The following is a 26,881-nucleotide window of genomic DNA, read 5'->3' on the forward strand; positions in this document are numbered from 1 at the left end:
GTGTTTGTACAGCTAGGAAGGTGCGCCATGGTGGAGGCTGGGCAGCGGGCTGCGCGTACCAGTGTGTGGCTGGAGGGCGGTAAGGCGCGGCGGGGTGGGCAGCCCACCGGGCTCGATCGTGAGCGGATCACCGACGCCACCGTCCGGCTTCTCGACCGGGAAGGGCTGGCCAAGTTCTCCATGCGGCGGCTCGCCGGTGAGCTGAACGTCACCGCGATGTCCGTCTACTGGTACGTCGACACCAAGGACGACCTCCTCGAACTCGCCCTCGACGCCATCTACGGCGAGCTCGACCTCCCCGACCCGGAGGCGGACGGCGAGGACTGGCGGGACCAACTCCGGGCACTGGCCCGGGGTTACCGTGCCCTGCTGGTCCGGCACCCGTGGATCTCCCCGCTGGTCGGCACCTTTCTCAACATCGGCCCGAACAGCCTGGCCTTCTCCCGGGTCATCCACGGTGTGATCCGCCGCACCGGGCTGCCTGCGTACGGGGTGGCGGCGGCCATCTCCTCGGTCTTCCAGTTCGTGTACGGCTTCGGCACGATCGAGGGGCAGTTCAACGCCCGTTCCGCCCAGGTCGGCATGACCCCGGACGAGTACTTCCGTGACGCGATGAGCGCGGTGAGCCAGGCCCCGCAGACCGCCGACCTCGTCAAGGAAGCCGAGGACATCATGGCGGCGCGGGGCGGCGACACGGTCGAGGAGATGTGGGAGCGGGACTTCGACTTCGCCCTCGATCTGCTGATCGCGGGGATCGAGGCGATGGTGCAGAGGGCTGAGCGGAACGGCTAGGCGTCCGGCGAAGCCAGCCGTGCCGGGAAACCGCCCGTCGCCACCGGCCCCCACTTCTCCGGTGTGATCCGGATGATCGACTTGCCCTGCTTGACCATGGCCGCCCGGTACTCGTCCCAGTCGGGGTGCTCCCCGGAGATGTTCCGGAAGTACTCCACGAGCGGTTCGACGGAGTCGGGCGAGTCGATGACCTCGGCCGTTCCGTCGATCTGGACCCACGGTCCGTTCCAGTCGTCGCTCAGCACGACGACGCTCACCCGCTCGTCCCGCTTGGCGTTGCGCGTCTTGGCCCGGTCCGGGTAGGTGGACACCACGATCCGCCCGGAGTCGTCGACCCCGCAGGTCAGCGGTGAGGCCTGCGGGCTGCCGTCGGCCCGGCGGGTCAGCAGGAGGGCGCGGTGCCGGGGGCGTACGAAGTCCAGCAACTCGTCGAGGGAGACACGGGTGTTGGTCGCGATGTTCGGTGCCATGGCCCCACCCTAGGCCTGCGGAGGCAGCGACTCCCCTTGCACGGCCTGAATGTCGAGCTCCACCTTCAGCGTCGTGCCGATCGCCGCGATGCCCGCCTGCACGACCTGGTTGTAGTTCATGGCGAAGTCCTCGCGTCGCAGCTCGGTCGTCGCCCGGAACGCCGCCCGGGTCCCGCCCCAGGGGTCGGCGCCGGTGCCGAGGTAGGCGAGGTCCAGGTCGACGGGGCGTACGACCCCGTGCATGCCCAGTTCGCCGTGGACCGTCCAGCGGTCGGCCCCCGCGAGCGAGATGCCCGTCGACCGGTAGGTGATCTCGGGGTGCACCTCGACGTCCAGGAAGTCCGCCGACTTGAGGTGGCCGTCGCGCATCGCGTTGCCGGTGTCGATGGACGCGGCCCGGATCACCGCCTCCACCCGGGACTTGGTGACGTCGTCCGGTGCGATCTCGATGGTGGCGGCGAACTCCGTGAAGCGGCCGTGGACGCTGGAGATGCCCAGGTGCTGGGCGACCGCGCCGACGCTGGAGTGCGCGGGGTCGACGGTCCAGGGTCCCGGCGGCGGGAGTTCGGTGCCGCCCTGCCGGGCCAGGGTGACCGTGCCGACCTCGGCCCGGCCGCTCGCGGTGACGATCGCGCTCGACGCCGCGGGCGCGTAGCCGACGGCGGTGACGATGACGGTGTACGCGCCGGGCGCCAGCGGCTCGGGGTCGCGGACCGCGCCCTCGTCGTCGGCCTCGGCCCGCAGCACCTGCGTGCCGGTCATGTCCGTCACCGTGACGACCGCGTGCGACACGGCCCATCCGTCCCGGGTGCGGATCCTCGCGGTCAGTCCCATCTCAGCTCTCTCCTCACACAGGTCCGGCCCGCGGAACGCGCCTCCGCTCGAAACGCGCTCCACGGGCCGGGGTATTCAGTGACTCACTCGCCGGGGTGCGCGAGCTCTATGTCGTGGCCGTCGGCTCCCCGGCCGGCCACCGTCAGGGCCGTCGCGACCGGCGGATAGCCCGTCGCGATGACCGTGTAGTCGCCGCCGTCCAGATCGGTGAAGGCGTACGCCCCGTCCGACCCGGTGGTGGCGGTGCCGACGACGTTGCCCGCCGCGTCCACGAGGGTCACTCGTGCGTCGGCCAGCGGACCGTGCGGCGCTCGTACGACGCCCTGGACCTGGGCGCCCGACTCCAGCTCGACCTCGACACGGGTGACGCCCGTGCCGCCGACCTCGACGGGCAGCGCGCGCGGCCGGTACCCGGCGGCGTTCACCGCGACGGTCACGGCACCCGGCACCAGCTCGGCGAAGCCGAACTCGCCCTGCTCACCGGTGGTCCCGGTGGCCAGCAGATCGCCGCGGACGTCGGTCACGATGACCATGGCGTCCTTCACCGGCAGCGCGCTGTCCGAGGCCCGCACGACCCCGGTCAGCCCGCTCGTGCCGCTGAGCAGGATGTCGTACGCCACCGGCTCGCCGCCCACCACGACGGTGGACGCCTGCGGCTGGAAGCCGTCCGCGGAGGCGATCAGGACGTACGACCCGACACTCGGCGCCTCCACGCCGTACGAACCGTCGGCCTGGGTCACCGACCGGCCCAGCTGCCGTCCCGCGAGGGAGATCAGCGTGACCGCGGCCTGCGGGACGGGCGCGCTCTCGGCGCCGCGGACGAAGCCGCGGACCGGGATGCCGCCGCCGGTGGAGGCGGTGGGGGCGTCGAGAGTGGCGACGGCGGCGAGCCGCTGTGTGCCGTCGGCCGGGGCGGGCCGCGTCTCGGAGGTGGCGGCGGCCCAGCTCGGGACGCGCTCCTCGGAGGCCGCCTCGGTGGCCGTCTCCTCGGCCGCGACAGCCGGGGCCTCTTCCGCGGCCGGAGCGGCCTCCTGCGCCATCGCGCCCTTGGTCCGCAGCGGGACCTCCTTGATGAACAGCGTGATCAGGAAGGCGATCGCCGCGAGGGCGGCCGCGATCAGGAACACGTCCGCGATGCCGTGGCCGTACGCGCTCTCCATGACCGTGCGCAGCGGCGCGGGCAGCGCGTCCATGTCCGGGATCTCGCTGGAGCCGCTCGAACCGGAGGCGGCGGAGGCGTACTTGGGGCCGAGGTCGGTCAGGCCGTCCTTGACGTAGTCGGTGATCTTGTTGGCCATCACGGCGCCGAGCACCGAGACGCCCATCGCACCGCCGAGGGACCGGAAGAAGGTGACCGTGGAGGACGCCGAACCGAGGTCCTTGGGCTCGACCTGGTTCTGCGTGCACAGCACCAGGTTCTGCATCATCATGCCGATGCCGAGACCCAGCAGGGCCATGAAGATCGCGGTCTTCCAGTAGTCCGTGTCGTAGCGGATGGTGCTCAGCAGACCGAGGCCCGCCGTGATGAGCACACCGCCGCTGACCAGCCACGCCTTCCAGCGTCCTGTACGGGTGATGAACTGCCCGGAGACCGTGGAGGAGACGAACAGACCGGCGATCATCGGGATCGTCAGCACACCGGACATGGTCGGGGACTCGTCGCGGGCCAGCTGGAAGTACTGGGCGAAGAAGACCGTGCCGGAGAACATCGCCGTACCGACGAACATCGAGGCGATGGACGAGAGGGTGATGGTCCGGTTCTTGAACAGACGCAGCGGGATGAGCGGCTCGGAGGCCTTCGACTCGACGAGCACGAAGATCAGGGCGAGCGCGATCGAACCGCCGACCATGGCGTAGGTCTGCCAGGACAGCCACTCGTACTTGTCACCGGCGAAGGTGACCCAGACCAGCAGCAGCGAGACCGCGGCGGCGACGAAGAATGCGCCGGCCCAGTCGACCTTCACGTTCCGCTTCACGACCGGCAGGTGCAGGGTCTTCTGGAGCACGATCAGCGCGATCACGGCGAAGGGCACACCGACGTAGAAGCACCAGCGCCAGCCCAGCCAGGAGGTGTCGGTGATGACACCGCCGAGCAGCGGGCCGCCGACGGTGGCGACGGCGAAGGTCGCGCCGAGGTAGCCGGAGTAACGGCCGCGCTCACGCGGGGAGATCATCGCCGCCATCACGATCTGCGCGAGGGCGGAGAGACCGCCGACGCCGATGCCCTGGACCACCCGGAAGGTGATGAGCATGCCGGCGTTCTGGGAGAGGCCGGCCGCGGCCGATCCCAGCACGTAGATGATCAGCGCTATCTGGACGAGCGCCTTCTTGCTGTAGAGGTCGGCGAGCTTGCCCCACAGGGGGGTGGAGGCCGTCATCGACAGCAGGGCGGCGGTGACGACCCAGGTGTAGGCGGACTGGCCGCCGCCGAGGTCGCCGATGATCTCCGGGAGGGCGTTCGAGACGATCGTGGACGACAGGATCGCCACGAACATCCCGAGCAGCAGCCCGGAGAGCGCCTCCATGATCTGCCGGTGGGTCATCGGGGTGTCCGCCGGGTGCCCGGCGCCTCCCCCGTGCTTGGCGTGAGCCCGCACACCGGCTGGTGTGGTCGTTGCCATGGGCTTCCTTCTCTTATGCGCTTGCGGGTGTACGGGTGGGATCGTCAGAGGTGGGGTGGGCGGCGCGGCAGTCGTCGAAGCTGGCCCGGAGCCGGGCCATGAGGCCGCTCAGCTGGGCCACCTCGTCGTCGCTCCAGTCACTGAGCCGCTCGGCGAGCATCCGGCAGGTCCGCTCCGACAACTCGTCCAGCTGGACCAGGCCGGCCGGGGTGAGATGCAGGATGCGGCCGCGCTTGTCCGCCGGGTCGAGGGAGCGCCGGATCCAGCCCCGCTCGGCGAGATGCGCCGCATGCCGGCTGGTCACCGACATGTCCACGGCGAGCAGCTCCGAGAGCTTGCTCATGCGCATGTCCCCGTGACGGGCGAGCAGGGTCAGCACGGCGGCGGAACCGCTCGGGCAGTCGGACGGCAGGATCCGTCCCATCTCCCGTTTCACGGCGCCGAAGGCACTGAACTGACGCATCAGCTCCTCGTACTGCGTCTGCCCGGCCATCCCACCTCCCGTATTCGTTGCTTGGGGCAACCATAGGACCGGTTGGTTGCTACAGGCAAATAAAACTGGGGGGTGCGGTATAAAAACTTGGCAAAGGCAAGTATTGCGAGCGTAAACACGCATGTGAGGCGGGCTGCCGCGGTCACCAGCCCCCCACTTGGGCCGTCACGCCGGATTCGCTAGTGTCTCGGGGCATGGCTAACACCCAGGACCCCCAGGGCAACTACGACCCCGCCGGCAGCACCCAGATGTTCCGCGCGTTCGTCGACGAGGGCCCGCAGGGCCGCCAGCAGGCGGCTGCCGCCGCTCCCGCCTCCTCCGGCCCCCGCATCGGCCTGATCATCGGTGTCGTCGTCGCCGTGGCGATCGTCGCGGCGGTGGCCTGGCTGGCGCTCAAGTAACGCGCACGGCCCGAAGGGCTACTTCCAGCGGACGTCGACGTCCCGCGTCTCGATGTGCATACCGAGCGGCACCCGCCATGCCTCGACACACACCGTCCACGTCCGCTCCTTCCGCGCGCCGCCCTCGATCGGCGCCGGAAGCTCCACCTCCGACTCGACGGTCCCCCAGTCGACCCCGAGCGCCCCGATGATGTGCGTACCGAACCCGACGGTCCCCGAACGGACCGCCGCGTCCCCGGAGTTGCGGAAGGCGAGGGTCACGTCCTCGCACCACCGCTGATCGGTGGCGGCCCGTACCGGATCACCCCAGGTGAGCGCGGCGGGGGCGGTCGCACGAGGGGCGGGCGCGGTCGGGGACGGCGAACCGGACGCCGCAGGACCGGACTTGGCGGCGCTCGACGGGCGGGCGCTCGGCGCCCCGAGTTCCCGTGGCGGTGAAGTGGTGGCGCCGACAGGGGAGTTGCCGGCAGGGCTCGGCGTCACGCTCGGCCGGGGGCCGGGCTCCCCGTCGAGTGGCACCACCCGCACACTTCCCGTCGGCCGCACGGACGGGGGCGTACCGCCCGCCGGGCCGACGGCCACATAGCCGTCACCGGAGCTCCCGCAGGCGGCCAGCACCGCACCCAGACAGACGACGGCCGCCGATGCGCCGATCGCGGCGCCTCGACGGCCATGCGTCCATGTCGTACCCGGTGTCGTACGAAGCATCGGGCCATGGTGGCTGACGCTCCGTCATTTATGAAGGGGTCAGTCGGAGATGAGGCCCTCGCGGAGCTGCGCCAGGGTCCGGGTCAGCAGCCGGGAGACGTGCATCTGGGAGATGCCGACCTCCTCGCCGATCTGCGACTGGGTCATGTTGGCGAAGAAGCGCAGCATGATGATCTGCCGCTCGCGGGGCGGCAGTTTGGCGAGCAGGGGCTTGAGGGACTCGCGGTACTCGACGCCCTCCAGGGCGGTGTCCTCGTAGCCGAGGCGGTCCGCGAGGGAGCCCTCGCCGCCGTCGTCCTCCGGGGCCGGGGAGTCGAGCGAGGAGGCCGTGTAGGCGTTGCCGACCGCGAGGCCGTCGACGACGTCCTCCTCGGACACGCCCAGTACGGCGGCGAGTTCGGCGACGGTCGGGGAGCGGTCGAGCTTCTGCGAGAGCTCGTCGCTGGCCTTGGTGAGGGCCAGCCGCAGTTCCTGGAGGCGGCGCGGGACCCGCACCGACCACGAGGTGTCGCGGAAGAACCGCTTGATCTCGCCCACGACCGTCGGCATCGCGAACGTCGGGAACTCCACGCCCCGTTCGCAGTCGAAGCGGTCGATCGCCTTGATCAGGCCGATGGTGCCGACCTGGACGATGTCCTCCATCGGCTCGTTGCGGGAGCGGAAGCGGGCTGCCGCGTACCGCACGAGCGGGAGGTTGAGCTCGATGAGGGTGTCCCGGACGTAGACACGCTCGGGGCTGTTCTCGTCGAGTGCGGCGAGCCGCAGGAAGAGGGAGCGGGACAGGGTGCGGGTGTCGATGGCTCCGGAGACAGCCGGGGGAGCCGGAAGGGCCGGGGCCGGCGCGGCCTCGACAGCGGTTACGTCGTCGAGCGCGGGCGCAGCCTCGCTCTTCGTGAGCGTGAGCACCTTGGAGCTGCCCTGTTCTGCGGACATGCCACCCCCTCTGGGTCGCGGGACGGTCGCGGCGGGCGTTCCGTCGAGGAACGTCAGCCTTCACCTGAATACCGGCGCCGAAGCCCCGGCAAACGCGCTTCCGGCAGAATGTCACATGTCGGCAACACGCTGTAGTGACATGTCGACACGTGAGACGCGAATCCGCCCTGGATAAAGGGGGTCTGACGGTATTTCGGCGCAGAAACGTGGGGATCCGCGCTGGTGAGCGATTCGCTCGCGAAGGTGATCTATCGCTTCTGTATTCGGTTGGGCCTCAGCCGAGCCTGGACCGGCCCTCGATATCGCTTACAGGTCCTAGGCCTCGATACGGTTCGCGGACCGCAATCGCTGGAAGCTACGCGCGAGTAGCCGCGAAACGTGCATCTGGGAGACGCCGAGTTCCGCGCTGATCTGCGACTGGGTGAGATTGCTGTAGTACCGCAGCAGCAGGATCCGCTGTTCCCGCTCGGGCAGTTGCACCAGCAGATGCCGGACGAGATCGCGGTGCTCCACGCCGTCCAGGGCGGGGTCCTCGTAGCCGAGACGGTCGAGGAGGCCCGGCAGTCCGTCGCCCTCCTGGGCGGCCTCCAGCGAGGTCGCGTGGTACGAGCGCCCCGCCTCGATGCAGGACAGCACCTCGTCCTCGCCGATGCGCAGCCGCTCGGCGATCTCGGCGGTGGTGGGGGTGCGGCCGAAGGCCGTCGTCAGGTCCTCCGTCGCGCTGTTGACCTGCACCCACAGCTCGTGGAGCCGGCGCGGTACGTGCACGGTCCGTACGTTGTCCCGGAAGTACCGCTTGATCTCGCCGACGACCGTCGGCATCGCGAAGGTCGGGAACTGCACGCCGCGGTCCGGGTCGAAGCGGTCGATGGCGTTGATGAGCCCGATCGTGCCGACCTGGACGACATCCTCCATCGGCTCGTTGCGGGAGCGGAAGCGGGCGGCCGCGTACCGCACGAGCGGGAGATTGGCCTCGATGAGTGCCCCGCGCACCCGGTTGTGCTCCGGTGTGCCCGGCTGGAGCTCCTTGAGCTGGCCGAAGAGCACCTGGGTGAGCGCCCGGGTGTCGGCGCCGCGGCTGCGCTGGGGGGCGGGTGGTGCCGGGGTCTGGACGGGCGCCGAGGTCTGGACCGGCGCTTCTTCCTGGGGTGGCGCAGTACTGGCCGACACGGTCAACGCCACCTCTTCATAGGTCTACATCGGTCTACATCGGTCAACTCATCCGTCAAAAGCGGTCATAGCATCACAAGACATGTGCACTGTGTGCAAGCACCCCATAACGCCGTGTTGAGGGAAGAGTTGAGGCGCAAGACGCGCGAAAGCCCCCCGCCGTTCCGGCGAGGGGCCATACGGAGACGAGGTTCGGCTCAGTACGCGTAGTCCGCGATCACCCAGGTCGCGAACTCCTTCCAGAGCCCCACCCCCGCCTGGTGCTCCGGGTGCTCCACGTACCGGCGCAGCGCTTCCGCGTCCTCGAACCCCGAGTTGATGGCGAAGTCGTAGGCGATGGGCCGGTCGCTGATGTTCCAGCCCAGTTCCCAGAACCGGATCTCGTCGATCTTCCCCTCCAGCGCCTGGAAGGCCTCGAAGCCCTTCACGACCCGCGGGTCGTCGCGCTCCACACCGTCGTTGAGCTTGAAGAGGACGAGATGGCGGATCATGAGCACTCCTGAATACGGCTTACTGCGCCCCGTCGGCGAGCCAGGTGAAGAAGTCGCCGATGGCCCGGGCGGCGTCCGATATGCCCTCGAACCCTATCTGGACGTAGTCGGCCGCCGTCTTCGGGTCCGTGATGATCACGTACAGCACGAAGACCACGAGTACGTAGACGGCGGCCTTCTTGGAATTCACCGCCATCGCGGCCTCCCCCGTGACTGTGGTGCCTGTGGGACTGGTGTGCCGGCGGCGAGTGTAACTTCACATCATATTTAAGGACCAACGGCCTGCCGTCTCAGGTCCTTTGCCGGGCCCCGGGAGGGAGGCCCGGCCACAGGATGGAAGAGAGCCCGGCGGATCTGGCAGGAATCCCCGGGTGGGACGGGCCCCACTGCGGGGTGCGCGCCTCCGCTTTCCTCGTGGGCGGCGCGTGCTTGCGGGTCCGGACCCTGTCGGGGGAAGCGGCTTGTCCCCCCGTATGCCGCTTCCCCCGTCCATCTTGTCGCGTCTGCTCGCAAAACAGTCGGTGGGTGAGGCCGGGCCCGGCCTCACCCACCGACTTGCTGCCTCACCATGGCTGAGGCAGTGTGCCGCCCGCGGGTCACGCCTGCGGCACACGTTTCAGGGACAGGGGCTAACCCGCCCGGCGGGCGAGGATGCCGACTGCGGCGCGGCCCATGGTGCGGCCCTGGATGTCGAGGGTGACGTCCTCGAAACCGGCCTTCACCAGCTCGTCGTGGAGCTGTTCGGGCGTGGTGTTCATGGTGTGCCGGTGGTGCACGATCACCAGGCGGCCACCGGGGCGCAGCACGCGTTGCAGCTCGGCGTAGGCCGCCGGGCGGTCCCACAGGGTCACGTTGTTCACCGAGAGCGCCGCCGACACGGACGCGTCCGGCAGGCCGGTGGCATCGGCGGTGCCCTCCTTGATCGACGCGTGCCCGGTGGCGAGGTGCAGGGCGCAGTGCTGCCGGGCCATGGAGCGCATCGTGGCCGACGGGTCCACCCCGATCGCCCGGCCGCCCGGCGCGACCGCCTCGGCGGCCAGCGCGAGCCCGATGCCGGGACCCGGGCCCACCTCAAGGACCTGGTCCCCGGGCTTGAGGTCGGCCTGTTCGACCGCCCAGGCCTCCTGTTCGGCGTTTCCGCGCTGCATGATCGCGCCTCCGATGAGCCCCGGAATGCCGCTGGGGCGTCCGAAGATCGGGCCGAGGACCGCCAGTAGGAGCGAGTTCATTCGGTCGGCATTCCCGTCTCTGTGAGTGACGTCCCCGGCACCTGCCTGGCGTCCGGGGCCGTCCTGGGTCGGCAAAGGCCCTGCTGCGAGGGCCGGGACCAGAGCGTCGGAGGCGGGACTCGAGGATCACTGGAGAACTCTGGGTGACGAGGGCGCCGTCGCCGTGTCCGTCGTGGCGTCCAGTGAGGCTCGACCGTTCGTCTAGCACCCCCGCCGACCTTGGCGGCCCGTCGAACGGAAGGGGAGTCATGAGCGGGTTCACCCTCACCGAGTTCCGGAAGGTCGTGGAGGCGTGTCTGGAGGGGGCGGATGCCGCCGCCCTCGACGAGTCCGCCATGGACACCGACTTCGGCGACCTGGGATACGACTCCCTGGTCGTCTACGAGATCGCCATGCGGGTGCAGGACGAGTACCGGGTCACCATCCCGGACGAGGCCTTCGACGACCTGCGCACGCCGGCCGCCTTCATCGCCTACGTGGACGCCGGGCTCCCGGCGGACCGATGACGGCCCTGCCCTGCGAGGAGCTGTTCCAGTGAGCCGAACCGTCGCCATCACCGGCATCGGCGTGATGGCCCCCAGCGGAGTGGGCCGCAAGGCGTTCTGGGATCTGCTGATCTCCGGACGCACCGCGACCCGCACCATCACCAGTTTCGACCCCGCCCGATTCCGCTCCCGGATGGCGGCGGAGGTCGACTTCACCGCCGAGCAGAGCACCCTCACCCCCCGCGAGCTGCGGCGCCTTGACCGGGCCGCGCAGCTCGCGGTGCTGAGCACCCGGGAGTGCCTGGAGGACAGCGGGCTCGATCTCGACACCCTCGACCCCGGGCGGATCGGCGTCAGCGTCGGCACCGCGGTCGGCGGGACGACCAGCCTGGAGCGCGAGTACCTGGTGCTCAGCGACAGCGGCCGGCTGTGGGAGGTCGACGGGAGCTATCTGTCGCCCCATCTCTACGACGCCTTCGTGCCCAGCTCGTTCGCCGCCGAGATCGCCACGATGACGGGGGCGGAGGGGCCCGCGGCCGTCGTCTCGACGGGGTGCACCTCCGGCATCGACGCCGTCGGCCATGCGCGCGACCTCATCGTCGAGGGCACCGTCGACGTGATGATCGCCGGTGGCACGGACGCGCCGGTCTCCCCGATCGCGGTGGCCTGCTTCGACGCGATCAAGGCCACGTCACCGCGGAACGACGACCCGGAGCACGCCTCCCGCCCCTTCGACCGCACCCGGGACGGCTTCGTCATCGCCGAGGGCGCCGCCATGCTCGTACTGGAGGAGCTGGAGCACGCGCGGGCCAGGGGCGCCCATGTGTACGCGGTCATCGACGGACACGCCTCCCGGTGCAACGCCTTCCACATGACCGGGCTGAAGCCCGACGGACGGGAGATGGCCGACGCGATCACCAGCGCGCTCGACGAGGCGCGGCTGGCGCCGGAGGCCGTCGACTACGTCAACGCGCACGGCTCCGGCACCAAGCAGAACGACCGGCACGAGACGGCGGCCTTCAAGCTGGCGCTCGGCGAGCACGCGTACCGGACGCCGGTGAGCTCCATCAAGTCGATGGTGGGGCACTCGCTCGGCGCCATCGGCTCCATCGAGATCGCCGCCTGCGCCCTGGCGATCGAGTTCGGGGCCGTGCCGCCCACGGCGAACCTGCACGAGGCCGACCCCGAGTGCGACCTGGACTACGTGCCGCTCGAAGCCCGTCCGCGTGACCTCGGGACCGTCCTGACGGTGGGGAGCGGCTTCGGCGGGTTCCAGAGCGCCCTGGTGCTGTCGCGCGAGCCGCGGGGCGGACGGGGGGTGAGGGTGTGACCGCGACCTCCGTGACCGCGACCTCCGCGACCGGCGCCTCCATGACCGAGTTCGCTGCGACCGAGTCCGCTGCGACCGGGGCCCCCGTGGCCGGGCTCTCCCCCGGCACCGCCCCTCCGGTCGTCACCGGTATCGGTGTCGTCGCGCCGAACGGGCTCGGCGTCCAGGAGTGGTGGGACGCGACCCTGCGCGGCGAGTCCGGCATCCGGCTCGTCCCGGGCTACGACGCCGCCCGCTATCCCTCGCCGCTGGCCGGCGTGGTCACCGGCTTCGACGCGGCCGCGATGCTGCCGGGGCGGCTGCTGCCGCAGACGGACCGGGTCACACGGCTCGCGCTTGTCGCCGCGCAGTGGGCGATCGAGGACTCGGGGGTCGATCCGGCGGCGCTGCCCGAGTACACGACCGGGGTCGCCACCTCGAACGCGACCGGCGGCTTCGAGTTCACCCACCGCGAGGTCCGCAAGCTGTGGACCGAGGGGCCGGGACGGGTCAGCGTCTACGAGTCGTTCGCCTGGTTCTACGCCGTGAACACCGGCCAGATATCCATCCGGCACGGTCTGCGCGGCCCCGGCAGTGTGATCGTCGCCGACCAGGCGGGCGGTCTGGACACCTTCGGCCAGGCCCGGCGGATGCTGGGCAAGGGCGCGGCCCTGGTGGTGTCGGGCGGGGTCGAATCCGCCCTCGATCCCTGGGGGCTGCTCTCGCACCACTCCGGGGGACGGCTCTCGGGGGTGCGCGATCCGGCCCGGGCGTATCTGCCGTTCGACGAGGCCGCCGCCGGGCATGTGCCCGGGGAGGGCGGCGCGCTGCTCGTCGTGGAGAGCGCGAGCGGCGCCGCCGAGCGGGGCGCCCGACAGGTGTACGGGCAGCTGGCCGGGCACGCCTCGACCTTCGATCCGCCGCCGGGCTCCGGCCGGCCGCCGGGGCTGGCCCGGGCCGCACGGCTCGCGCTGGCCCAGGCGGGGGTGGCACCGGCGGACGTCGACGTGGTCTTCGCCGACGCTGCGGCGCGGCCGGCCCTCGACGACGCCGAGGCCGCCGCCCTGGCGGAGCTGTTCGGCCCCTACGGCGTGCCCGTCACCGCGCCCAAGACCCTGACCGGACGGCTGACCGCGGGGGGTCCGCCGCTGGACGTCGTCGCCGCGCTGCTCACCCTGCGGCACGGACTCATCCCCCCGACCGCTCATGTGGAGCGCCCCGTTCCACGGCATCGGCTCGACCTCGTACGCGGCGAGCCCCGCCCCGCCCGGGTGCGCACGGCACTCGTGCTGGCCCGTGGCCAGGGGGGCTTCAACTCGGCCCTGGTCGTCACCGCCCCGCCCGTCACGCCCGGCACGTCCGCCGCGACGGACGCGGACCACGGCCCCCGAACAGAAGAGGAAGGCACAGCGTGAACGACATCGTTCTGCCGGAGCACTCCGGCCCCGAACTCCAGCTCGACGGTCCTCAATTGCAGTTCGCCGACCTGCGCAGCGTCCTCGTCGAGTGCGCCGGCGACCTGGAGGACACCGACCTCACCGAAGCGGCGCTCGACCGGCTCTTCACCGACCTGGGCTACGACTCGCTCGCGATCCTGGAGACCGCCGCGGCGGTCGGGCAGCGCTACGGCGTCGAGCTGCGCGACGAGGACGTGGCCGAGGCGGTGACACCGCGGGCGTTTCTGCTGCTGGTCAACCGGAGCCTGGCGACCGCGGCCCAGGGGACGCCGTCATGACCGGCACCCGGGCCGCCGAGCCCGGCCCCGCCCTGGTCACCGGTGCGACCCGGGGCATCGGCCGCTCCGTGGCGCTGACGCTCGCCCGCCGGGGGCACCCGGTGTTCCTGTGCGCGCGCGACGCGGATGCCGTCGCCGCGGAGGTCAAGCGGCTCACCGACCTCGGCCACACGGCCGCGGGCGCCGCCTGCGACGTCACCGACGCGGCGCAGGTGCGCGCCTGGGTCGGGGCCGCCGTGGACCGCTTCGGTCCGGTGCGAGTCCTGGTCAACAACGCGGGCCGCAGCGGTGGCGGGCCGACGGCACAGCTGTCCGAGGACCTCTGGGACGACGTGATCGCCACCAATCTGAAGAGCGTCTTCCTGGTCACCCGCGAGGTGCTGACCACGGGCGGCATGACCGGCCTGGACAGCGGACGCGTCATCAGCATCGCCTCGACCGGCGGCAAGCAGGGGGTCGTCCTCGGCGCCCCGTACTCCGCCTCCAAGCACGGCGTGGTCGGGTTCACCAAGGCCCTCGGCCTCGAACTGGCCAAGACCGGCATCACCGTGAACGCCGTCTGCCCCGGCTATGTGGAGACGGAGATGGCGGCGGAGGTGCGCAAGGGCTACGCCGGTCTGTGGGAGACCGACGAGCAGACGGTCCTGGAGCGGTTCCAGGCGAAGATCCCGATCGGCCGCTACACGGAGCCCGAGGAGGTGGCCGCGTTCGTCGGCTTCCTCGTGGGCGACGAGGCGGCCGCCATCACCGCGCAGGCGCTCAACGTCTGCGGCGGGCTCGGAAACTACTGACACGGGGAGGGGTCGGCCGTGCCGATCGAATCGACCACCACGACGACCACTGCGACCACGGCTGAGACGAGGGCTGAGAGGACGGCTGAGACTACGGCCGCCGAGCACAGTGCCCGGTACGCCGGGCCGGCCCGGCGCGGCTACGGGCTGATCGCCGACGTGACCCGCTGGCCGGTGCTCTTCCCGCCGTGCCTGGCGGCCGAGGTGCTGGAGAGCGACCGGGACTCGGAGCGGATCCGGCTGTGGGCCGTCGCCGGTTCCGAGATCCGCACCTGGACGTCCCTGCGCAAACTGGACGAGGAGCGGCTGCGGATCGACTTCCGGCAGGAGGCGCCAGGGCCGCCGCTGGAGTGGATGAGCGGGCACTGGCGGTTCGAGGAGCGGGACGGGCGCACGGAGCTGGTCCTCGGGCACGAGTGGATCCTGGAGGCCGGGTCGGAGAGCGCGCGGACGACCGTCGCCGAGGCGCTCGGCCGCAACAGCGAGGCGGAGGTCGCGGCCGTGGCCCGCTGGGCGGGGCGGGACGCGGGCCCGGAGGAGCTGCTGTTCACCGTCCACGACGAGTACGTCGTACCGGGACCGCCGGCCGCGGTGTACGACTTCCTGTACCGGGCCGACCTGTGGCCGCAGCGTGTCGCGCACGTCGCCGAGCTCGACCTCCAGGAGGACGAGACGGCGCTGGTCGGCGGTGCCCGGGTGCAGACGCTCGACATGCGCACCCGCGGCGCCGACGGCTCCGTGCACGGCACGCAGTCGGTGCGGCTCTGCTTTCCCGGCGAACGGCTCGTCTACAAGCAGACGACCGTGCCGCGCGGGCTGCTGGGGCACAGCGGTGCCTGGCTGCTGACGGCGGCGGAGTCGGGGGACGCCACCCGGGTGGTCAGCGTCCATCAGGCCGCCCTCGACCCGGACGCGCTCGACACCGTCTTCGGCGCCGGCACCACGCTCGCCGGGGCCCGGGACCGGGCGGCGGCGCTGCTGGCCGGCAACAGCCGCCGCACCCTGGAGAGCTGCGGTGCGCATCTCCTGGCGCAGGCGCGCCGGTGAGCGCGTCCCGTACGGCGGCCGGGGCGTCGTACGCGCCCGCCGTCCTGGAGGAGATCGCGGACGGGGTCCACGCGTATGTGCAGGAGACCGGCGGCTGGTGCGTCAACAACGCGGGCGTGCTGCTCGACGAGGGCCGGGCGCCGGTCGTCGTGGACACCGTCGCGACCGAGGCGCGGGCCCGCCGGTTCGGCGAAGCGGTGCGCCGGCTCGGCGGGGCGGCGCCCCGGGTGCTGGTCAACACGCACTTCCACGGGGACCACACCTTCGGCAACGCGCTGGTCGGCGGCCCCGACACGGTGATCGTGGCGCATGAGCGGGCCCGCCGGGAGATGGCGGCGGCGGGCCTCGGGCTCACCGGTCTGTGGCCGGGGGTGGAGTGGGGCACGATCGAGCTCAGGCTCCCGGACACGACGTACGACCGCCGGATGGAACTGCACGTGGGCGGGCGTGCGGTCCAGCTGCTGCACCCCGGACCGGCGCACACCACCGGGGACACCCTTGTCTGGCTCCCCGCCGAGGGGGTGCTGTTCGCGGGGGACGTCGTCCTGCCGGGGTGCACGCCCTTCCTCCTCATGGGATCGCTGAGCGGCTCCCTGCGGGCCCTCGCCGAGCTGCGCGCGCTGGCACCGCGCGTCGTGGTCGGCGGGCACGGGCCCCTCGCCGGGCCCGAGGCGATCGACGAGACGGAGCGGTATCTGCGCTGGCTGCTGCGGACGGCCGAGGACGCCCGGGCGGCCGGGCTCGCACCGCTGGAGGCGGCACGCCAGCTCGGCACCCATCCGTTCCAGGACTGGACGGACCCCGAACGCCTGGTGGGAAACCTGCACCGCGCCTACGCGGAGGCGGACGGCGGCCCGGAGGGCGAACCCCTGGACGTGGTGCGGATCTTCGGCGAGATGGTCGAGTTCAACGACGGCAGACTGCCGGCGTGCCACGCGTGAGGCGGGGGCGTTCCCGGCGGTCCGCGTGCCGGTCATGACGGCGTCCCCCGGGCCGTGGCTGAGTGATGGGCTGCTTCCCGGCTGGGTCCGGGTGGTGGAGATGTGTGTGGACGCGTCGGTCACGGCGTTGCATCGCGAGGAGCGTGAGCTGCTCGGCCCGGCGGCGGTGGAGCGGCGGTGGCGTGAGTTCGCCACCGGGCGGGTCTGCGCCCGGCAGGCCCTCACCGCCCTCGGGGTGCCGCTGTCCGGTCCGCTGCTGCGTGGGCCGGACGGCGCCCCGTGCTGGCCCGACGGCGTTCGGGGCAGCATCACGCACTGTCCCGGGTACCGCGCCGCCGCGGTCGCCTTCGCCGCCGACGCCCGGGCGTTGGGGATCGACGCGGAGCCGCCCGGACCGCTGTCGCCCGCCGCGACGGCGGCACTGACCACGGCCGCGGAACGCGGGTCGCTCCCGCCGCCGCACGCCCATGTCCCCTGGGAGACGGTGCTGTTCAGCGCGAAGGAAGCGGCGTACAAGGCGTGGGCCCCGACGCTCGGACCGGGCCGCTCCCTCGCTCTGCGGGACGCGCGTGTGCGCCTGGTCCCGGTCGCCGCGGACACCGGCCGTCTGGAAGTCCGGCACGGGCGCGGGGAGTTGCCCCGGCTGGAGGGTGCCTACCGGCTGACGTCGGACCTGATCGTGACGGCCGCCTACCTGCCGGCCGGTGCCGCCGCCGACGACGACTGAGCGCCGTCGGGCCGTCGGGCCTGCCGGTGGTGCGTGACGACTCATCGGCCGCCGTCGTGCGCGGGCGAGCGGGGTGCCGCGTACGTCCTGACGGTCGCCATCGCCCGGTCGAACGCCTCGGCGTCCGCCGGGCCGCCGGTGTGGGCGGCCGGGGCGAGCAGGGGCAGTACCTGGGAGGCGCCGCCGCGGACGGCGGGGTGGCGGCGGGCCGCGGCGCCGAGGGAGCGGTCGGGTGACGCGTCGAGCAGCAGCAGCCCAGGATCGGTGCCCGAGGCGTCGAGCAGCGACATGAGCGCGGGCCAGTACCGCACGGGCAGCGCGATCTGGTCGCCCCAGAACGCCGGGTCGACGGCCTCGCTGTCGCGCAGGGGCCGTGCCGTACGGCAGGACACCAGCGCCGTGCGGGCGGGTGCCGGGCGCAGGGCCGCCACCTCCCGGGTGAAGCGCCGGGCCGTGGCCGACACCGACGGGCTGTGGAAGGCGTGCCCGGAGCGCAGCGGCAGCACCGTGCGGCCCGCGGCCGTCAGTGTCGCGCGCACCCGCTCCAGCGCGTCGGAGGGACCGGCGAGCACCGTCTGGCGGGGGCCGTTGACCGCGGCGACCGTCACCGGGCCGAGGTCGGCGGGCAGTTCGTCCTCGGCCGCCGCCACCGCGAGCATCCCGCCCCGGCCGTCGTCCCCGACGACCCGGGCCCGCGCCGCCGCGAGCCGGCCCAGATCGGCGGCGCGGAACACCCCGGCCAGCACGGCGGCGGCCAGCTCACCGGCGCTGTGTCCGAGCAGCACCCCGGGCGGGCCCACGGTGGCGGCGACCGCCCGACCGAGCGCGTACCCGACGCCGAGCAGGAGCGGCTGGGCGATCCGGGCGTCGTCGAGGTCCGGGTGGGGCGCGGCCCGCAGCCAGTGCCGGGCGAGCTGGTCACCCTGCCCGCCCTGTGCATCGAGCGCGTCGAAGAATCCGTCCATGGTCGCGGTGAACCGCCGGTGCGCCCCGTACAGTCCCGCGGCCATGCGCTCGCGCTGGCTGCCCTGTCCGGGGAGCAGCAGCACGGTCATCGGGTGACTCACCCGCGGCCTCCTTTCTGTTCTTTCTGCGGACACGGCCCGGTCGGCCGGAGCCGCGACCTTGCCCCCGGTTTCTCGATCCGGAGTGGACGCGGGCTCGAGCGGATCTCGTGTCCGGGTGCCGACACTCGCGGCCCGCGACCACGTCTCCGGAGGAACCATGGAGCTGTTCGACGACAATTTCCGCGCCGGCCTCGACGGCGCCTGGGACGTTCCGCCGCTGCAACCGGTGACCGTGCGGACCGCGGCCGAGGGCCTGACGGTCACGCCGGCCGACACCGACCCGCTCACCGGCGAGCCCGCGTTCGCGCCGCCGGCCGAGGGGCGCGGGGGCGGACCCGGCCCCGGTGATCATCTCGCGTGGGTGGCGCTGGCCCGTGGACCGGGCGGCGCCCGGGGGTTCGAGGTGCCGGCCGACGGGACCGTGGAGTGCGCGGCGACCCTGTCGGCGCGCGGTCTGGGCGGGGCCCGGCATCCCTTCGGCGCGGCGGTGCCCGACCCGGACGGTGACGTCCGGCTGGCGACCGCGGCTCTGATCACGATGGACCCCCTCTCCCATGTGGTCTGCGACTTCCTGCTGACCAACACCCGCGTGCACGCCCTCTACGAGCGGGTGCCGTTCCCCGGCGAGCGGTACGCCGCGTTCTCGTACGCCGTCCCGGTGGCCTCCCGCACTCCCGGCGCGTGGCACCGGCTCTCGGTCCGGTACGAGGCGGGCGGCACCCGTGTGGTGTGGCGCGTCGAGGGCGTGGAGGTCTTCCGGGTGGACCGGCCGGGGCTGCGGCCCGCGGACCGCGGCGGGCTGCTGCTGGACCACGGCGGGGAGGAGGGCGAGCCGGTGCGGCTGGGCCGGATGGTTCCGGCGCTCGGGCTGCTCACCCTGCTGGACGGCGCGGGCCCCGACGGCCGGGGTCTGGTCCGGCCGGCCGCGGGGAGCGGGACCTGGTTCGACCCGCGCGTCGGGGCGCCCCGGGAGCAGGAGTTCGTGGGCGACGACGACCTGCTGAAGCAGTCGGCGTGGCGGCCCGGAGCCGTGCTCGGGGCACGTCGGGTGACGGTGCGGGCCGAGGTTGACAGCGGGGTGCGGGGATCCTAGATTCAGCGTTAGATTTGCTTTCAAAGCAAATAAAAAGTCACTGTGCCGACGGCCGACAGCCGACAGTTTCGACGGAGACTCTCATGAGCGAAGAGCAGGCAGCCAGCGGTCTGAGCTGGAACGAGCGGGTCATCCAGGAGTTCCGGGCGAACAACGGCCGGGTGGGCGGGATGTTCGAGGGCGCCCCCATGGTGGTGCTGACCACGATGGGCCGGAAGACCGGGAAACCCCATGTGAACCCCGCGATCTACTACAAGGACGGCGACCGCTACCTGGTCTTCGCCTCCAACGCCGGCCGCGGGAAGAACCCCGACTGGTACCACAACCTGCTGGACAGCCCGCAGGTGACGATGGAGATCGGCACGGACGAGGGCGCCGTACGGCCCTACGCCACCCGCGCCCAGGTCCTGGAGGGCGAGGAGCGCGACCGGTACTGGGAGTTGCAGTGCTCCCTCGACCCGGCGTTCCGGGAGTACGAGGAGAAGGCGGGCCGTGCCATTCCCGTGGTCGCCCTGCACCCGCTCGACCTCGGTGTGATCACCGAGCGCAGCCGGATGATCGGCACCCAGCTGCTCAAGCACCACGCCGACCTGAGGGCCGAGCTCGCGCGGGTGCGCGCGGCCGTCGACGAGACGCTCACCGCCGGCGGCGCCGACCCCCGGTCCATGGCGGACCTCTCGGAACAACTGCGCAAGCACTGCCTGACGTACTGCTACGGGCTCCAGATGCACCACATCCGGGAGGACGGCTCGTTCTCCGCCTTCGAGAAGCGCTTCCCGCACCTAGTCCCGGCGATCACCCGGCTGCGCGAGGAACACAAGGTGGTGGAGGCGGCGCTGGCCGAGTTCGAGGAGCTGCTCGACAAGGGCGGTTTCCAGAACCCGGACGACGTGGCCCGGCTCCGCGTGGAGCTGGACCGGGTGGTCGGCGGCCTGGAGGATCACTTCCGCTACGAGGAAGAGACCCTGCTGCCGGCGCTGGAGGTCTGAGCGATGACCGAGATGCGCTACCGCGTGCTCGGCAAGACGGGCTTACGTGTCTCCGAACTCGCCCTGGGCACCATGACGTTCGGCGACGACTGGGCGCTGCCCGAGGGCCGCGCCGGCCGGCTCCTCGACCTGTTCGCCGAGGCCGGCGGCAATGTGATCGACACCTCCAACGAGTACGGGCGCGGCAGCGCCGAGTCCACGCTGGGCGAGCTGCTGAGCGGCCGCCGCGACTCCTTCCTGCTCACCACGAAGTACACCCTCCAGATCCGCCCCGGCGATGTGAACGCCGCGGGCAACCACCGCAAGAACCTCGTGGTCTCGCTGGAGGACAGCCTGCGCCGGCTGCGCACCGACCACCTCGACATCCTCTGGGTGCACGCCCGGGACACCCTCACCCCGGTCGCCGAGGTCATGCGGGCCCTGGACGACCAGGTGCGGGCGGGCAAGGTGCTCTACGTCGGTGTCTCCAACTGGCCGGCCTGGGAGATCGCGCAGGCCAACACCCTGGCGGAGGCGCGGGGTTGGACCCCCTTCGCGGCCATGCAGGTGCACTACAACCTGCTGGACCGCGCCGTCGAGAACGAGTTCCTGCCGATGGCGCACGCCTTCGACCTCCCCGCGTTCGTCTGGGGACCGCTCGCCGACGGCCGCCTCACCGGCAAGTACCTCAGGGGCGAGGAGGGGCGCCTGGACAAGGTCGCGTGGGGCAGGGCCCGCGGCGCCGGTGACGACGTGGTGCGTGAAGTGGTGCGGATCGCCGAGGAGTTGGGCCGTCCGCCCGCCCAGGTCGCCCTCGCCTGGCTGCGCTCCCGCCCCGGCACCGTGATCCCGGTGATCGGCGCCACGACCGAGGAGCAGCTGCGCCAGAACCTCGGCAGCGTCGACCTCCAGCTCGGCCCCGGGCACCTGGCCGACCTGGACAAGGCCACCGCGGTGCCCGCCGGTTACCCCCATCTGTTCCTGCGCTTCCCGGCGATGACCCGCATGATCTACGGCGAGCACTGGGAGCGGGTCGACGACCGCCGGACGACGACCCGGCGCGCGGTCACCGACGACCTCTTCTCGACGCGGGACTGAGCACCGGACCGCCCCCCCCGCATCACGCGCAGCGCCCGGCCGGAATGTCCCGGCCGGGCGCTGTCCGTCGTACTCAGCTCGATCGCGCACTCACTCCGACGTCGTGATGCTGAACGACCGCACCTTCAGCGTCACGCCCTGCCCCCACAGCCGGTTGCTGAGCAGGCTCTTGTCGTCGTGGAACTTCTGCGGTGTCGGGGCGCCCTTGGCCGGGTCGTAGTAGAAGTCCGCGCTGTCCTCCAGGCGCACCAGGCCCGCCTTGTCGCGATCGTTGGCGCCGCCGCCGCCGTCCAGGAGGTTGCCGGTCGCGATGCCGCACTGCACGGAGGTGGCCGTCACCTGCTCGTCCGGGCCGCTGTGCTCGATGCGCAGGTACTTGCGGTCGAACGCATGGGTGCCGATCTTGTCCGTCGACAGCACTGTCTTGCCGTTCACCAGCCAGCTCACCCGCTTGCCGCCCTGGTCGTAGCGGATCCGCAGCTTCACGGGCTGGCCCGCGGTGCGCTTGAACACCGGCACCGAGTAGTGGAACGCGGCGTACTCGCCGCTCTCCACCGGGAGGCGCTCGTAGACGGCGTGCACCTCGTGATTGGTCACCGAGAAGTTGGCCACCGTGTGGGAGGCGTGGTCGACGGTGATCACGGTGGCGCTGGCCAGCCGCGGATCGGACTGCGGGTCGCTCACCGCCTTGCCGAACGGCTGCTCCTCGACGCCGTCGGCCTTGACGGTGACGTCCGCGTTGCAGTTCCAGGACCCGGTCGCGGGGACGGGGAAGCCGTTCGCGGAGGACACCCGGGGCTGGGCCACCCACTTGAGATGGTCACCGGTGCCGCCGCCGAAGCCGGTCGCGCTCTGGTCGGTCGTCGCGGCGAACGCGGGGCGCCCGGTGCGCGGGTTGCGGCCCGTCGGTACGACGGTGATGCCCTGGGCGTTGGAGGTGATGACGCCGTCACCCTGCGCCAGCTTGCCCTCGGGGGTGTTGGCCGAGCCGAGCAGCCAGGTCTGCTGCGCGTCGAAGCCCTTGCTGAAGTCGTCCGCGAACAGGATCTTCTCGGAGTGCGAGGCCCCGGTCCGCTCGGCGGCACCGGCGCCCGGGGTGAGCGTGAGGGCCGAGCACACGGTGGCCGCGGCCACCAGGGTCACGGCGGTGCGGCGGGAGCGGACCAGGGGACGGGTGCTGTGACCAGCCGCTGCGGGCATGGGGTCTCCTTCGTACATCGGTACGTCGACTGCGTGCATCGGTACGTCGACCGTGGTCAGCGCGGACCCGGTCGGACCGCGCGGCAGCACCGTGCTCACCACCCCTCGATTTCCACTCGAAGCACACCCGTGTCCGCGACGCCGGATCGAGCGGTCTTCGAGCCGCCGCTCCCACGCTGTGCGCGCAACCGGACAGATCCCCGACGCCAAGGGCAGGCACATGACGATCCCCGAGGAACTCCTCCAGGTCTCCGAGGAAGTGGCCACCGCGCTCGCGGAACAGCGGCCGGTGGTCGCCCTGGAGTCCTCCCTCATCACCGCGGCCCCCACCCTCGAACTCCCGCTGGCCATCGAGAAGTCCGTCCGCGACACGGGCGCCGTACCGGCGACGACCGGCGTGGCCGACGGACGCCTCCTCGTCGGTATGGACGCCGATCAGATCGAACGGATCCGCAGCGCCGAGCACGTCCAGAAGCTGAGCGCCCGCGACCTGGGCGCCGCCGTGGCGGGCGGCGGAGTCGGCGCCACCACCGTCGCCGGCACGATCGTCATCGCCGAGCGGGCCGGCATCGAGGTCTTCGCCACCGCGGGCATCGGCGGCGTGCACCGCGGCGCCACCCGCACGCTCGACATCTCGCCCGACCTCCTCCAGTTCACCCGCACCCGGATGGCCGTCGTCTCGGCCGGGGCGAAGAGCATCCTGGACGCCCGGCTGACCGCCGAGTACCTGGAGACCGCAGGCGTCCCCGTCCTCGGCTACGGCACCCCCTGGCTGCCCCGGTTCTACGTCCGGGGCGACGACATCCCGGTCACCCGCGTCGACGACCTGACCACGGCCGCCCGCGCCGCCCGCACCCACTGGCAGCTCAACGGACGGAGCACGGTCCTGCTCGCCGTCCCGGTGGACGACGCGGAGGCGGTCGACGGCGACCTGGTCGAGGCGGCCATCGCGGACGCGCTGGCCGAGGCCGAGCGCACCGGGGTCACCGGCAACAAGGTCAGCCCGTTCCTGATGCGCGCGGTCTCCCGCGCCACCGGCGGCCGCACCACCAGCGCCGGCCGCTCCATCCTCCTCGGCACCGCCCGCGTCGCCGGCGACCTGGCCGTCGCCCTCGCCGCGGAACGCACCAAGACCACGGGGGAGGAACGGTGAGCGGCGGCAGCGGGAACGGTGGTGCCGTGAGCGGTGGCGTGGCGACCGGCGGAGCGGTGAGCGGTGGTGTGTCGGGCGCTGGGCTCGTCCTGGATCTCGATGGCACGCTGGCCGACACCCCCAGGGCCATCACCGCGATCATGCTGAAGATCCTCGCCGACCGGGGCGCCCCGGCGGACGAGGCGGACGTTCGCCCGCTGGTCGGCCGGCCGCTGGAACAGAACTTCGCCCAGCTGCTCGGCCAGGCCCCCGACGGCCCCGAGATCGCCTCGGCGCTCGCCGCCTACCGGGAGCTGTTCCGCGCCCACCTGGAGGCGACCGGCCCGGCCGAACTGGCCTGCGCGGGTGTCGTCGAGGGGCTGCACGCCGCGCGCTCCGCGGGGCTGCGGCTCGGGGTCGCCACCTCCAAGCCGCGCCGGGCGGCCGACCGGGTCCTCGGTCTGATGGGTGTCGCCGGGCTGTTCGACGTCGTGGCCGGCGACGACAGCGTGCGGCACGGCAAACCCGACCCCGAGATGGCCCTCCTCGTCGCCGACGGACTAGGGCTGCCTCCGGCCCGCTGCGTGGTCGTGGGGGACGGGGTCGCCGACATGGAGATGGCCCGCGCCGCCGGGATGCGGTCGATCGGGGTCTCCTACGGGGTCGCCACCCCCGCCGAACTCCGCGCGGCGGGCGCCGAGGTGGTCGTGGACTCCTTCGCCGCCGTGCTCGCGCTCGTGACCGGGTCCACAGCGGACCGCACCACCGACGAAAGGGAGTTGTGATGACCCAGCCGACCACCGACCGCACGACCGACCGTGCGACCGTCCTGTGGCGGGACGACTTCCGGGAGGGCGTACGGACCGAGGGTCCCGACGCGCCCTGGCGGTTCGTCCAGGCCTCGGCCGAGCTCATCGCGAACGACGCCGTGATCGGTACCGGCCCGGACGGGCTGCGTCTGGTCGCGCGCGGCCGTCATCCCCGTACCGGCGAACCGGCCTTCACCCGCACCGTCGCCCGGGAGACCGGCGAGCCCGGGTCCATCCCCGGCTTCGCCGACCACGCCAAGTGGATCGCCTACGTCAACCGCCAGTCCACGGCCGGTTTCCAGGGGTTCGACACCGAGCCCGGACGGGTCCTGTCCGTCGAGGCCGTGATCTCGGGCCGCAGCTACGGCACCGCGGGCCACCCCTTCGGGGGCGCGGTCGCCGACCCGGACGACGACATCCGGCTCGCCGCCGCGATGCTCAACACCATCGACCCCGAGACCTCCGTGGCCTTCGACTTCCTGCTCACCAACAAGCACGTGTACGCTTTCTACGGCCGCACCAACTTCTCCCGCCGCCACCTCGGCGCCTACGGCTCCTTCGCCAACACCGTGCCGCTCGCCCCGCGTTCACCGGGCGACCGGCACCGGGTGCGGATCTCGCACGACCGGTCGGCGGGAACGGTGAGCTGGGTCCTGGACGGCGAGACCGTGCTGACGGTGGACCGGATCGGGCACCCGATCGACCGCGCCACCCTCACCCTCGACGAGGGCGGCAAGCTGACCGAGGTCGAACCGCGCCAACTGAGCTTCGGCATGGGCCTGATGAGCCTGCTCGACGGCTCCTGGCCCACCGGCCGCGGCCTGGTCAGGCTCTCCCGCGCCACCACCTACTACCGGCCGGACCAGGGGGCGCCGGCCGAGCAGCGCTTCGTCGACGAGGACAGCGCCGAGAGCAGCAGGCTCTTCGGCCAGGGCGCCGAACTCCGCATCGCCGACTACGTGGTGACGAGCCGACCGGCCGTCTGACCGCACACATGAGTGAGGGGCCGCCGATCGAGGCGGCCCCTCACTCATGCGCGGTCAGGACAGATCGCCGAGCGGCACCGCGAGCCGGGCCGAGCCGAACCGGCGGGCGGCCGGCTCCCACTTGAGGACGGCGTGCCCGGCCGCCGTGTTGGCGTCCCGCCAGAACCGCTGCAACTCGGCGCCGAGCGACTGGCCGCCGGTGCCGCCCGTGCGCTGGAGCCGGCCCACGGCGTCGAGCAGCAGGTCGACGGCGGCGACATGGTCGCGCTGGGCGCGGGCACCGGTCAGTTCCGTGCCGAGCAGCCCGCGGTCGGCGTCGCGCGCGGCCCGGGCCAGCAGCAGCTCGGCCGCGTCGGTCTGCGCGGAGCTGTGCGCCAGGTCGAGCTCGGCCGACACCGAGGGCGGCTGGGTGGACGGCGCCGCCGCCCGCTTGTGCGCCGTCGTCCGTGTCCAGGCGTCGAGGGCGCCGCGGACGGCACCGAGCACCGGTGCCGCGAACGTCAGACCGCTGACGTTCTTGTGCGGCACCTCCAGACAGGCGGGGCCCGCGCCGCCCGGGTCGCGCCCGGTGGCCAGCTGGCGCTGGAGGAACGTGTGGCCCTCCGGTACGAAGACCTCGTCCAGGACGACGGTGTCGCTGCCGGTCCCGCGCATACCGACCGTGTCCCACGTCCGCTCGATGCCGTACGCGGCCCGCGGGACCAGCAGGAAGCGCACCTGCGAGCGGCCCGAGGGCAGCGGGACCTGCGCGGCGAGCAGCGCGAAGTCGGAGAAGTGCACGCCGCTCACATACGGCCAGCGCCCGCTGAGGATCCAGCCGCCGGACGCCATGCGCGCCGCACCGCCGGGGACCAGGGCGCCGACGACGAGGGCGTCAGGGCCCTGCGCCCACACCGTGTCCCGGCCCTCCTCCGGCAGGAACGCGGCCATCCGGGAGAGCGAGGCGAGGATGGCGGCGCACCAGCCCGCCGAGGGATCGCGGCGCGACACCTCGGTCACGGCCGTCAGGTAGTCCTCGAAACCGCCCTCGTGCCCGCCCCACTTCGCGGGGACGAAGTGCCGCGCGAACCCGGCCTCGCGCAGCGCCTCGGCCACCTCGGGGTGGAGCACCTTCTCGCGCTCCGCGTACGCCGCGTGCCGCGCCGCAAGCTCGGGCAGCCGGTCCGGGAGCTCGGACAGGTGGGTCGGGCGCGGCCCGTTCGGGCGCTGGAGCGGCGCCTGGTACGTCGTTGTCTCCGGCACGGAGTCCTCCCCGCGATCGAGCCGCCACGCTGCTGCGACGGCAAGGGAGGGCAGCGTGGGCGCCCAGGGTCGAAGCTGCCTCGACGGTGGCTGGACGAACCTCCCGGAC

General features: G+C 72.3%; 29 protein-coding genes. 16 read left to right on the forward strand and 13 right to left on the reverse strand.

The features are described 5' to 3' along the window. The first annotated feature begins 27 nt into the window (after positions 1-27). A complete protein-coding gene (locus OG866_RS22545) occupies positions 28-792 on the forward strand; it encodes a TetR/AcrR family transcriptional regulator (RefSeq protein WP_329337261.1) in 765 nt (254 codons plus the stop codon). Here the strand turns inward: OG866_RS22545 and OG866_RS22550 are convergent. The 4 genes from OG866_RS22550 to OG866_RS22565 all read right to left on the reverse strand — a co-directional run bounded on the left by OG866_RS22550 (position 789) and on the right by OG866_RS22565 (position 5,210). Then, positions 789-1,262, reverse strand: coding sequence for a PPOX class F420-dependent oxidoreductase (locus OG866_RS22550; RefSeq protein WP_329337262.1), 474 nt, complete (start codon positions 1,260-1,262; stop codon positions 789-791). The two genes, OG866_RS22545 and OG866_RS22550, sit on opposite strands and share 4 nt — an antisense overlap. 9 nt (positions 1,263-1,271) lie before the next feature. Next, positions 1,272-2,096, reverse strand: coding sequence for a YceI family protein (locus OG866_RS22555; protein WP_329337264.1), 825 nt, complete (start codon positions 2,094-2,096; stop codon positions 1,272-1,274). Between the two features lie 83 nt (positions 2,097-2,179). Continuing rightward, on the reverse strand, positions 2,180-4,717 hold the full coding sequence (locus tag OG866_RS22560) for an MFS transporter (RefSeq protein ID WP_329337265.1): 2,538 nt from the start codon (positions 4,715-4,717) through the stop codon (positions 2,180-2,182). Between the two features lie 13 nt (positions 4,718-4,730). Further along, positions 4,731-5,210 (reverse strand): MarR family winged helix-turn-helix transcriptional regulator, encoded by a 480-nt coding sequence (locus OG866_RS22565; RefSeq protein ID WP_329337266.1) that lies wholly within the window; start codon positions 5,208-5,210, stop codon positions 4,731-4,733. Between the two features lie 194 nt (positions 5,211-5,404). Between OG866_RS22565 and OG866_RS22570 the strand changes: the two genes are divergently transcribed. After that, entirely contained in the window at positions 5,405-5,611 is a 207-nt protein-coding gene (locus tag OG866_RS22570; RefSeq protein ID WP_329337267.1) for a hypothetical protein, read from the forward strand. Positions 5,612-5,629: 18 nt separating this feature from the next. On the opposite strand, the gene OG866_RS22575 is transcribed toward OG866_RS22570, so the two are convergent. From OG866_RS22575 to OG866_RS22600, 6 genes are all read right to left on the reverse strand, one after another. Further along, a complete protein-coding gene (locus OG866_RS22575) occupies positions 5,630-6,319 on the reverse strand; it encodes a hypothetical protein (protein WP_329337268.1) in 690 nt (229 codons plus the stop codon). Between the two features lie 39 nt (positions 6,320-6,358). Continuing rightward, a complete protein-coding gene (locus tag OG866_RS22580; protein WP_329337269.1) occupies positions 6,359-7,252 on the reverse strand; it encodes an RNA polymerase sigma factor SigF in 894 nt (297 codons plus the stop codon). A 315-nt stretch (positions 7,253-7,567) separates the two neighbouring features. Continuing rightward, a complete protein-coding gene (locus OG866_RS22585; protein ID WP_329337270.1) occupies positions 7,568-8,434 on the reverse strand; it encodes an RNA polymerase sigma factor SigF in 867 nt (288 codons plus the stop codon). 185 nt (positions 8,435-8,619) lie between these two features. Beyond that, entirely contained in the window at positions 8,620-8,913 is a 294-nt protein-coding gene (locus tag OG866_RS22590) for a Dabb family protein (RefSeq protein WP_329337272.1), read from the reverse strand. 19 nt (positions 8,914-8,932) lie between these two features. Further along, positions 8,933-9,109, reverse strand: coding sequence for a hypothetical protein (locus tag OG866_RS22595; protein WP_329337273.1), 177 nt, complete (start codon positions 9,107-9,109; stop codon positions 8,933-8,935). A 433-nt stretch (positions 9,110-9,542) separates the two neighbouring features. After that, positions 9,543-10,142, reverse strand: a complete 600-nt coding sequence (locus tag OG866_RS22600) for a class I SAM-dependent methyltransferase (RefSeq protein WP_329337275.1) — start codon at positions 10,140-10,142, stop codon at positions 9,543-9,545. A 248-nt stretch (positions 10,143-10,390) separates the two neighbouring features. On the opposite strand from OG866_RS22600, the gene OG866_RS22605 reads away from it, so the two are divergent. Genes OG866_RS22605 through OG866_RS22640 form a run of 8 tightly spaced genes read left to right on the forward strand, consistent with a single transcriptional unit; the run spans position 10,391 to position 17,177 of the window. Next, the gene (locus tag OG866_RS22605; RefSeq protein WP_329337276.1) at positions 10,391-10,648 is read left to right on the forward strand and encodes an acyl carrier protein; all 258 of its coding nucleotides are present in this window, start codon (positions 10,391-10,393) and stop codon (positions 10,646-10,648) included. Positions 10,649-10,676: 28 nt separating this feature from the next. Further along, on the forward strand, positions 10,677-11,957 hold the full coding sequence (locus tag OG866_RS22610; RefSeq protein ID WP_329337277.1) for a beta-ketoacyl-[acyl-carrier-protein] synthase family protein: 1,281 nt from the start codon (positions 10,677-10,679) through the stop codon (positions 11,955-11,957). Beyond that, positions 11,954-13,351 (forward strand): ketosynthase chain-length factor, encoded by a 1,398-nt coding sequence (locus tag OG866_RS22615; RefSeq protein ID WP_329337279.1) that lies wholly within the window; start codon positions 11,954-11,956, stop codon positions 13,349-13,351. The genes OG866_RS22610 and OG866_RS22615 overlap by 4 nt, the downstream gene beginning before the upstream one ends. Positions 13,352-13,407: 56 nt before the next feature. Continuing rightward, positions 13,408-13,671, forward strand: coding sequence for an acyl carrier protein (locus OG866_RS22620; protein WP_329344240.1), 264 nt, complete (start codon positions 13,408-13,410; stop codon positions 13,669-13,671). Then, positions 13,668-14,462, forward strand: a complete 795-nt coding sequence (locus OG866_RS22625; protein ID WP_329337280.1) for an SDR family NAD(P)-dependent oxidoreductase — start codon at positions 13,668-13,670, stop codon at positions 14,460-14,462. Before OG866_RS22620 ends, OG866_RS22625 begins: the two co-directional genes overlap by 4 nt. Before the next feature lie 18 nt (positions 14,463-14,480). Beyond that, the gene (locus OG866_RS22630; protein WP_329337281.1) at positions 14,481-15,509 is read left to right on the forward strand and encodes an aromatase/cyclase; all 1,029 of its coding nucleotides are present in this window, start codon (positions 14,481-14,483) and stop codon (positions 15,507-15,509) included. Continuing rightward, on the forward strand, positions 15,506-16,450 hold the full coding sequence (locus OG866_RS22635; RefSeq protein WP_329337282.1) for an MBL fold metallo-hydrolase: 945 nt from the start codon (positions 15,506-15,508) through the stop codon (positions 16,448-16,450). The genes OG866_RS22630 and OG866_RS22635 overlap by 4 nt, the downstream gene beginning before the upstream one ends. Positions 16,451-16,484: 34 nt before the next feature. Further along, on the forward strand, positions 16,485-17,177 hold the full coding sequence (locus tag OG866_RS22640) for a 4'-phosphopantetheinyl transferase family protein (RefSeq protein WP_329337283.1): 693 nt from the start codon (positions 16,485-16,487) through the stop codon (positions 17,175-17,177). Between the two features lie 41 nt (positions 17,178-17,218). Here OG866_RS22640 and OG866_RS22645 read toward each other — a convergent pair whose 3' ends face one another. Further along, positions 17,219-18,244, reverse strand: coding sequence for an acyltransferase domain-containing protein (locus tag OG866_RS22645; protein WP_329337284.1), 1,026 nt, complete (start codon positions 18,242-18,244; stop codon positions 17,219-17,221). Positions 18,245-18,359: 115 nt separating this feature from the next. Between OG866_RS22645 and OG866_RS22650 the strand changes: the two genes are divergently transcribed. The 3 genes from OG866_RS22650 (at position 18,360) to OG866_RS22660 (ending at position 21,403) form a co-directional block, all read left to right on the forward strand. Next, positions 18,360-19,337 carry a DUF6081 family protein gene (locus OG866_RS22650; RefSeq protein ID WP_329337285.1) on the forward strand — a complete coding sequence of 326 codons (978 nt, stop codon included), beginning with the start codon at positions 18,360-18,362 and terminating at the stop codon, positions 19,335-19,337. Positions 19,338-19,420: 83 nt separating this feature from the next. Next, positions 19,421-20,326 carry a nitroreductase/quinone reductase family protein gene (locus OG866_RS22655; RefSeq protein WP_329337287.1) on the forward strand — a complete coding sequence of 302 codons (906 nt, stop codon included), beginning with the start codon at positions 19,421-19,423 and terminating at the stop codon, positions 20,324-20,326. A gap of 12 nt (positions 20,327-20,338) precedes the next feature. Beyond that, positions 20,339-21,403 (forward strand): aldo/keto reductase, encoded by a 1,065-nt coding sequence (locus OG866_RS22660; RefSeq protein WP_329344241.1) that lies wholly within the window; start codon positions 20,339-20,341, stop codon positions 21,401-21,403. A gap of 90 nt (positions 21,404-21,493) precedes the next feature. Here OG866_RS22660 and OG866_RS22665 read toward each other — a convergent pair whose 3' ends face one another. Then, positions 21,494-22,603, reverse strand: a complete 1,110-nt coding sequence (locus OG866_RS22665; RefSeq protein WP_329337289.1) for a DUF6081 family protein — start codon at positions 22,601-22,603, stop codon at positions 21,494-21,496. Positions 22,604-22,823: 220 nt separating this feature from the next. Here OG866_RS22665 and OG866_RS22670 point away from each other — a divergent pair, with 220 nt between their 5' ends. Genes OG866_RS22670 through OG866_RS22680 form a run of 3 tightly spaced genes read left to right on the forward strand, consistent with a single transcriptional unit; the run spans position 22,824 to position 25,530 of the window. Continuing rightward, entirely contained in the window at positions 22,824-23,756 is a 933-nt protein-coding gene (locus tag OG866_RS22670) for a pseudouridine-5'-phosphate glycosidase (RefSeq protein ID WP_329337290.1), read from the forward strand. Continuing rightward, positions 23,753-24,520, forward strand: a complete 768-nt coding sequence (locus OG866_RS22675) for an HAD family hydrolase (protein WP_329337292.1) — start codon at positions 23,753-23,755, stop codon at positions 24,518-24,520. Before OG866_RS22670 ends, OG866_RS22675 begins: the two co-directional genes overlap by 4 nt. Beyond that, on the forward strand, positions 24,520-25,530 hold the full coding sequence (locus tag OG866_RS22680) for a DUF6081 family protein (RefSeq protein ID WP_329337293.1): 1,011 nt from the start codon (positions 24,520-24,522) through the stop codon (positions 25,528-25,530). The genes OG866_RS22675 and OG866_RS22680 overlap by 1 nt, the downstream gene beginning before the upstream one ends. 54 nt (positions 25,531-25,584) lie before the next feature. Here OG866_RS22680 and OG866_RS22685 read toward each other — a convergent pair whose 3' ends face one another. After that, entirely contained in the window at positions 25,585-26,772 is a 1,188-nt protein-coding gene (locus OG866_RS22685) for an acyl-CoA dehydrogenase family protein (RefSeq protein ID WP_329337295.1), read from the reverse strand. Positions 26,773-26,881: the final 109 nt, after the last annotated feature.

The organism is Streptomyces sp. NBC_00663, assembly GCF_036226885.1.
GTDB lineage: Bacteria > Actinomycetota > Actinomycetes > Streptomycetales > Streptomycetaceae > Streptomyces.

What these genes read in the sequence shown, in the direction of transcription:
- OG866_RS22545 (WP_329337261.1), top strand. Translation starts at nt 28, where the DNA reads ATGGTGGAGGCTGGGCAGCGGGCTGCGCGTACCAGTGTGTGGCTGGAG.
- OG866_RS22555 (WP_329337264.1), bottom strand. Translation starts at nt 2,096, where the DNA reads ATGGGACTGACCGCGAGGATCCGCACCCGGGACGGATGGGCCGTGTCG.
- OG866_RS22640 (WP_329337283.1), top strand. Translation starts at nt 16,485, where the DNA reads ATGACGGCGTCCCCCGGGCCGTGGCTGAGTGATGGGCTGCTTCCCGGC.
- OG866_RS22550 (WP_329337262.1), bottom strand. Translation starts at nt 1,262, where the DNA reads ATGGCACCGAACATCGCGACCAACACCCGTGTCTCCCTCGACGAGTTG.
- OG866_RS22660 (WP_329344241.1), top strand. Translation starts at nt 20,339, where the DNA reads ATGCGCTACCGCGTGCTCGGCAAGACGGGCTTACGTGTCTCCGAACTC.
- OG866_RS22605 (WP_329337276.1), top strand. Translation starts at nt 10,391, where the DNA reads ATGAGCGGGTTCACCCTCACCGAGTTCCGGAAGGTCGTGGAGGCGTGT.
- OG866_RS22670 (WP_329337290.1), top strand. Translation starts at nt 22,824, where the DNA reads ATGACGATCCCCGAGGAACTCCTCCAGGTCTCCGAGGAAGTGGCCACC.
- OG866_RS22560 (WP_329337265.1), bottom strand. Translation starts at nt 4,717, where the DNA reads ATGGCAACGACCACACCAGCCGGTGTGCGGGCTCACGCCAAGCACGGG.
- OG866_RS22625 (WP_329337280.1), top strand. Translation starts at nt 13,668, where the DNA reads ATGACCGGCACCCGGGCCGCCGAGCCCGGCCCCGCCCTGGTCACCGGT.
- OG866_RS22680 (WP_329337293.1), top strand. Translation starts at nt 24,520, where the DNA reads ATGACCCAGCCGACCACCGACCGCACGACCGACCGTGCGACCGTCCTG.
- OG866_RS22590 (WP_329337272.1), bottom strand. Translation starts at nt 8,913, where the DNA reads ATGATCCGCCATCTCGTCCTCTTCAAGCTCAACGACGGTGTGGAGCGC.
- OG866_RS22570 (WP_329337267.1), top strand. Translation starts at nt 5,405, where the DNA reads ATGGCTAACACCCAGGACCCCCAGGGCAACTACGACCCCGCCGGCAGC.
- OG866_RS22600 (WP_329337275.1), bottom strand. Translation starts at nt 10,142, where the DNA reads ATGAACTCGCTCCTACTGGCGGTCCTCGGCCCGATCTTCGGACGCCCC.
- OG866_RS22575 (WP_329337268.1), bottom strand. Translation starts at nt 6,319, where the DNA reads ATGCTTCGTACGACACCGGGTACGACATGGACGCATGGCCGTCGAGGC.
- OG866_RS22655 (WP_329337287.1), top strand. Translation starts at nt 19,421, where the DNA reads ATGAGCGAAGAGCAGGCAGCCAGCGGTCTGAGCTGGAACGAGCGGGTC.
- OG866_RS22580 (WP_329337269.1), bottom strand. Translation starts at nt 7,252, where the DNA reads ATGTCCGCAGAACAGGGCAGCTCCAAGGTGCTCACGCTCACGAAGAGC.
- OG866_RS22665 (WP_329337289.1), bottom strand. Translation starts at nt 22,603, where the DNA reads ATGCCCGCAGCGGCTGGTCACAGCACCCGTCCCCTGGTCCGCTCCCGC.
- OG866_RS22595 (WP_329337273.1), bottom strand. Translation starts at nt 9,109, where the DNA reads ATGGCGGTGAATTCCAAGAAGGCCGCCGTCTACGTACTCGTGGTCTTC.
- OG866_RS22565 (WP_329337266.1), bottom strand. Translation starts at nt 5,210, where the DNA reads ATGGCCGGGCAGACGCAGTACGAGGAGCTGATGCGTCAGTTCAGTGCC.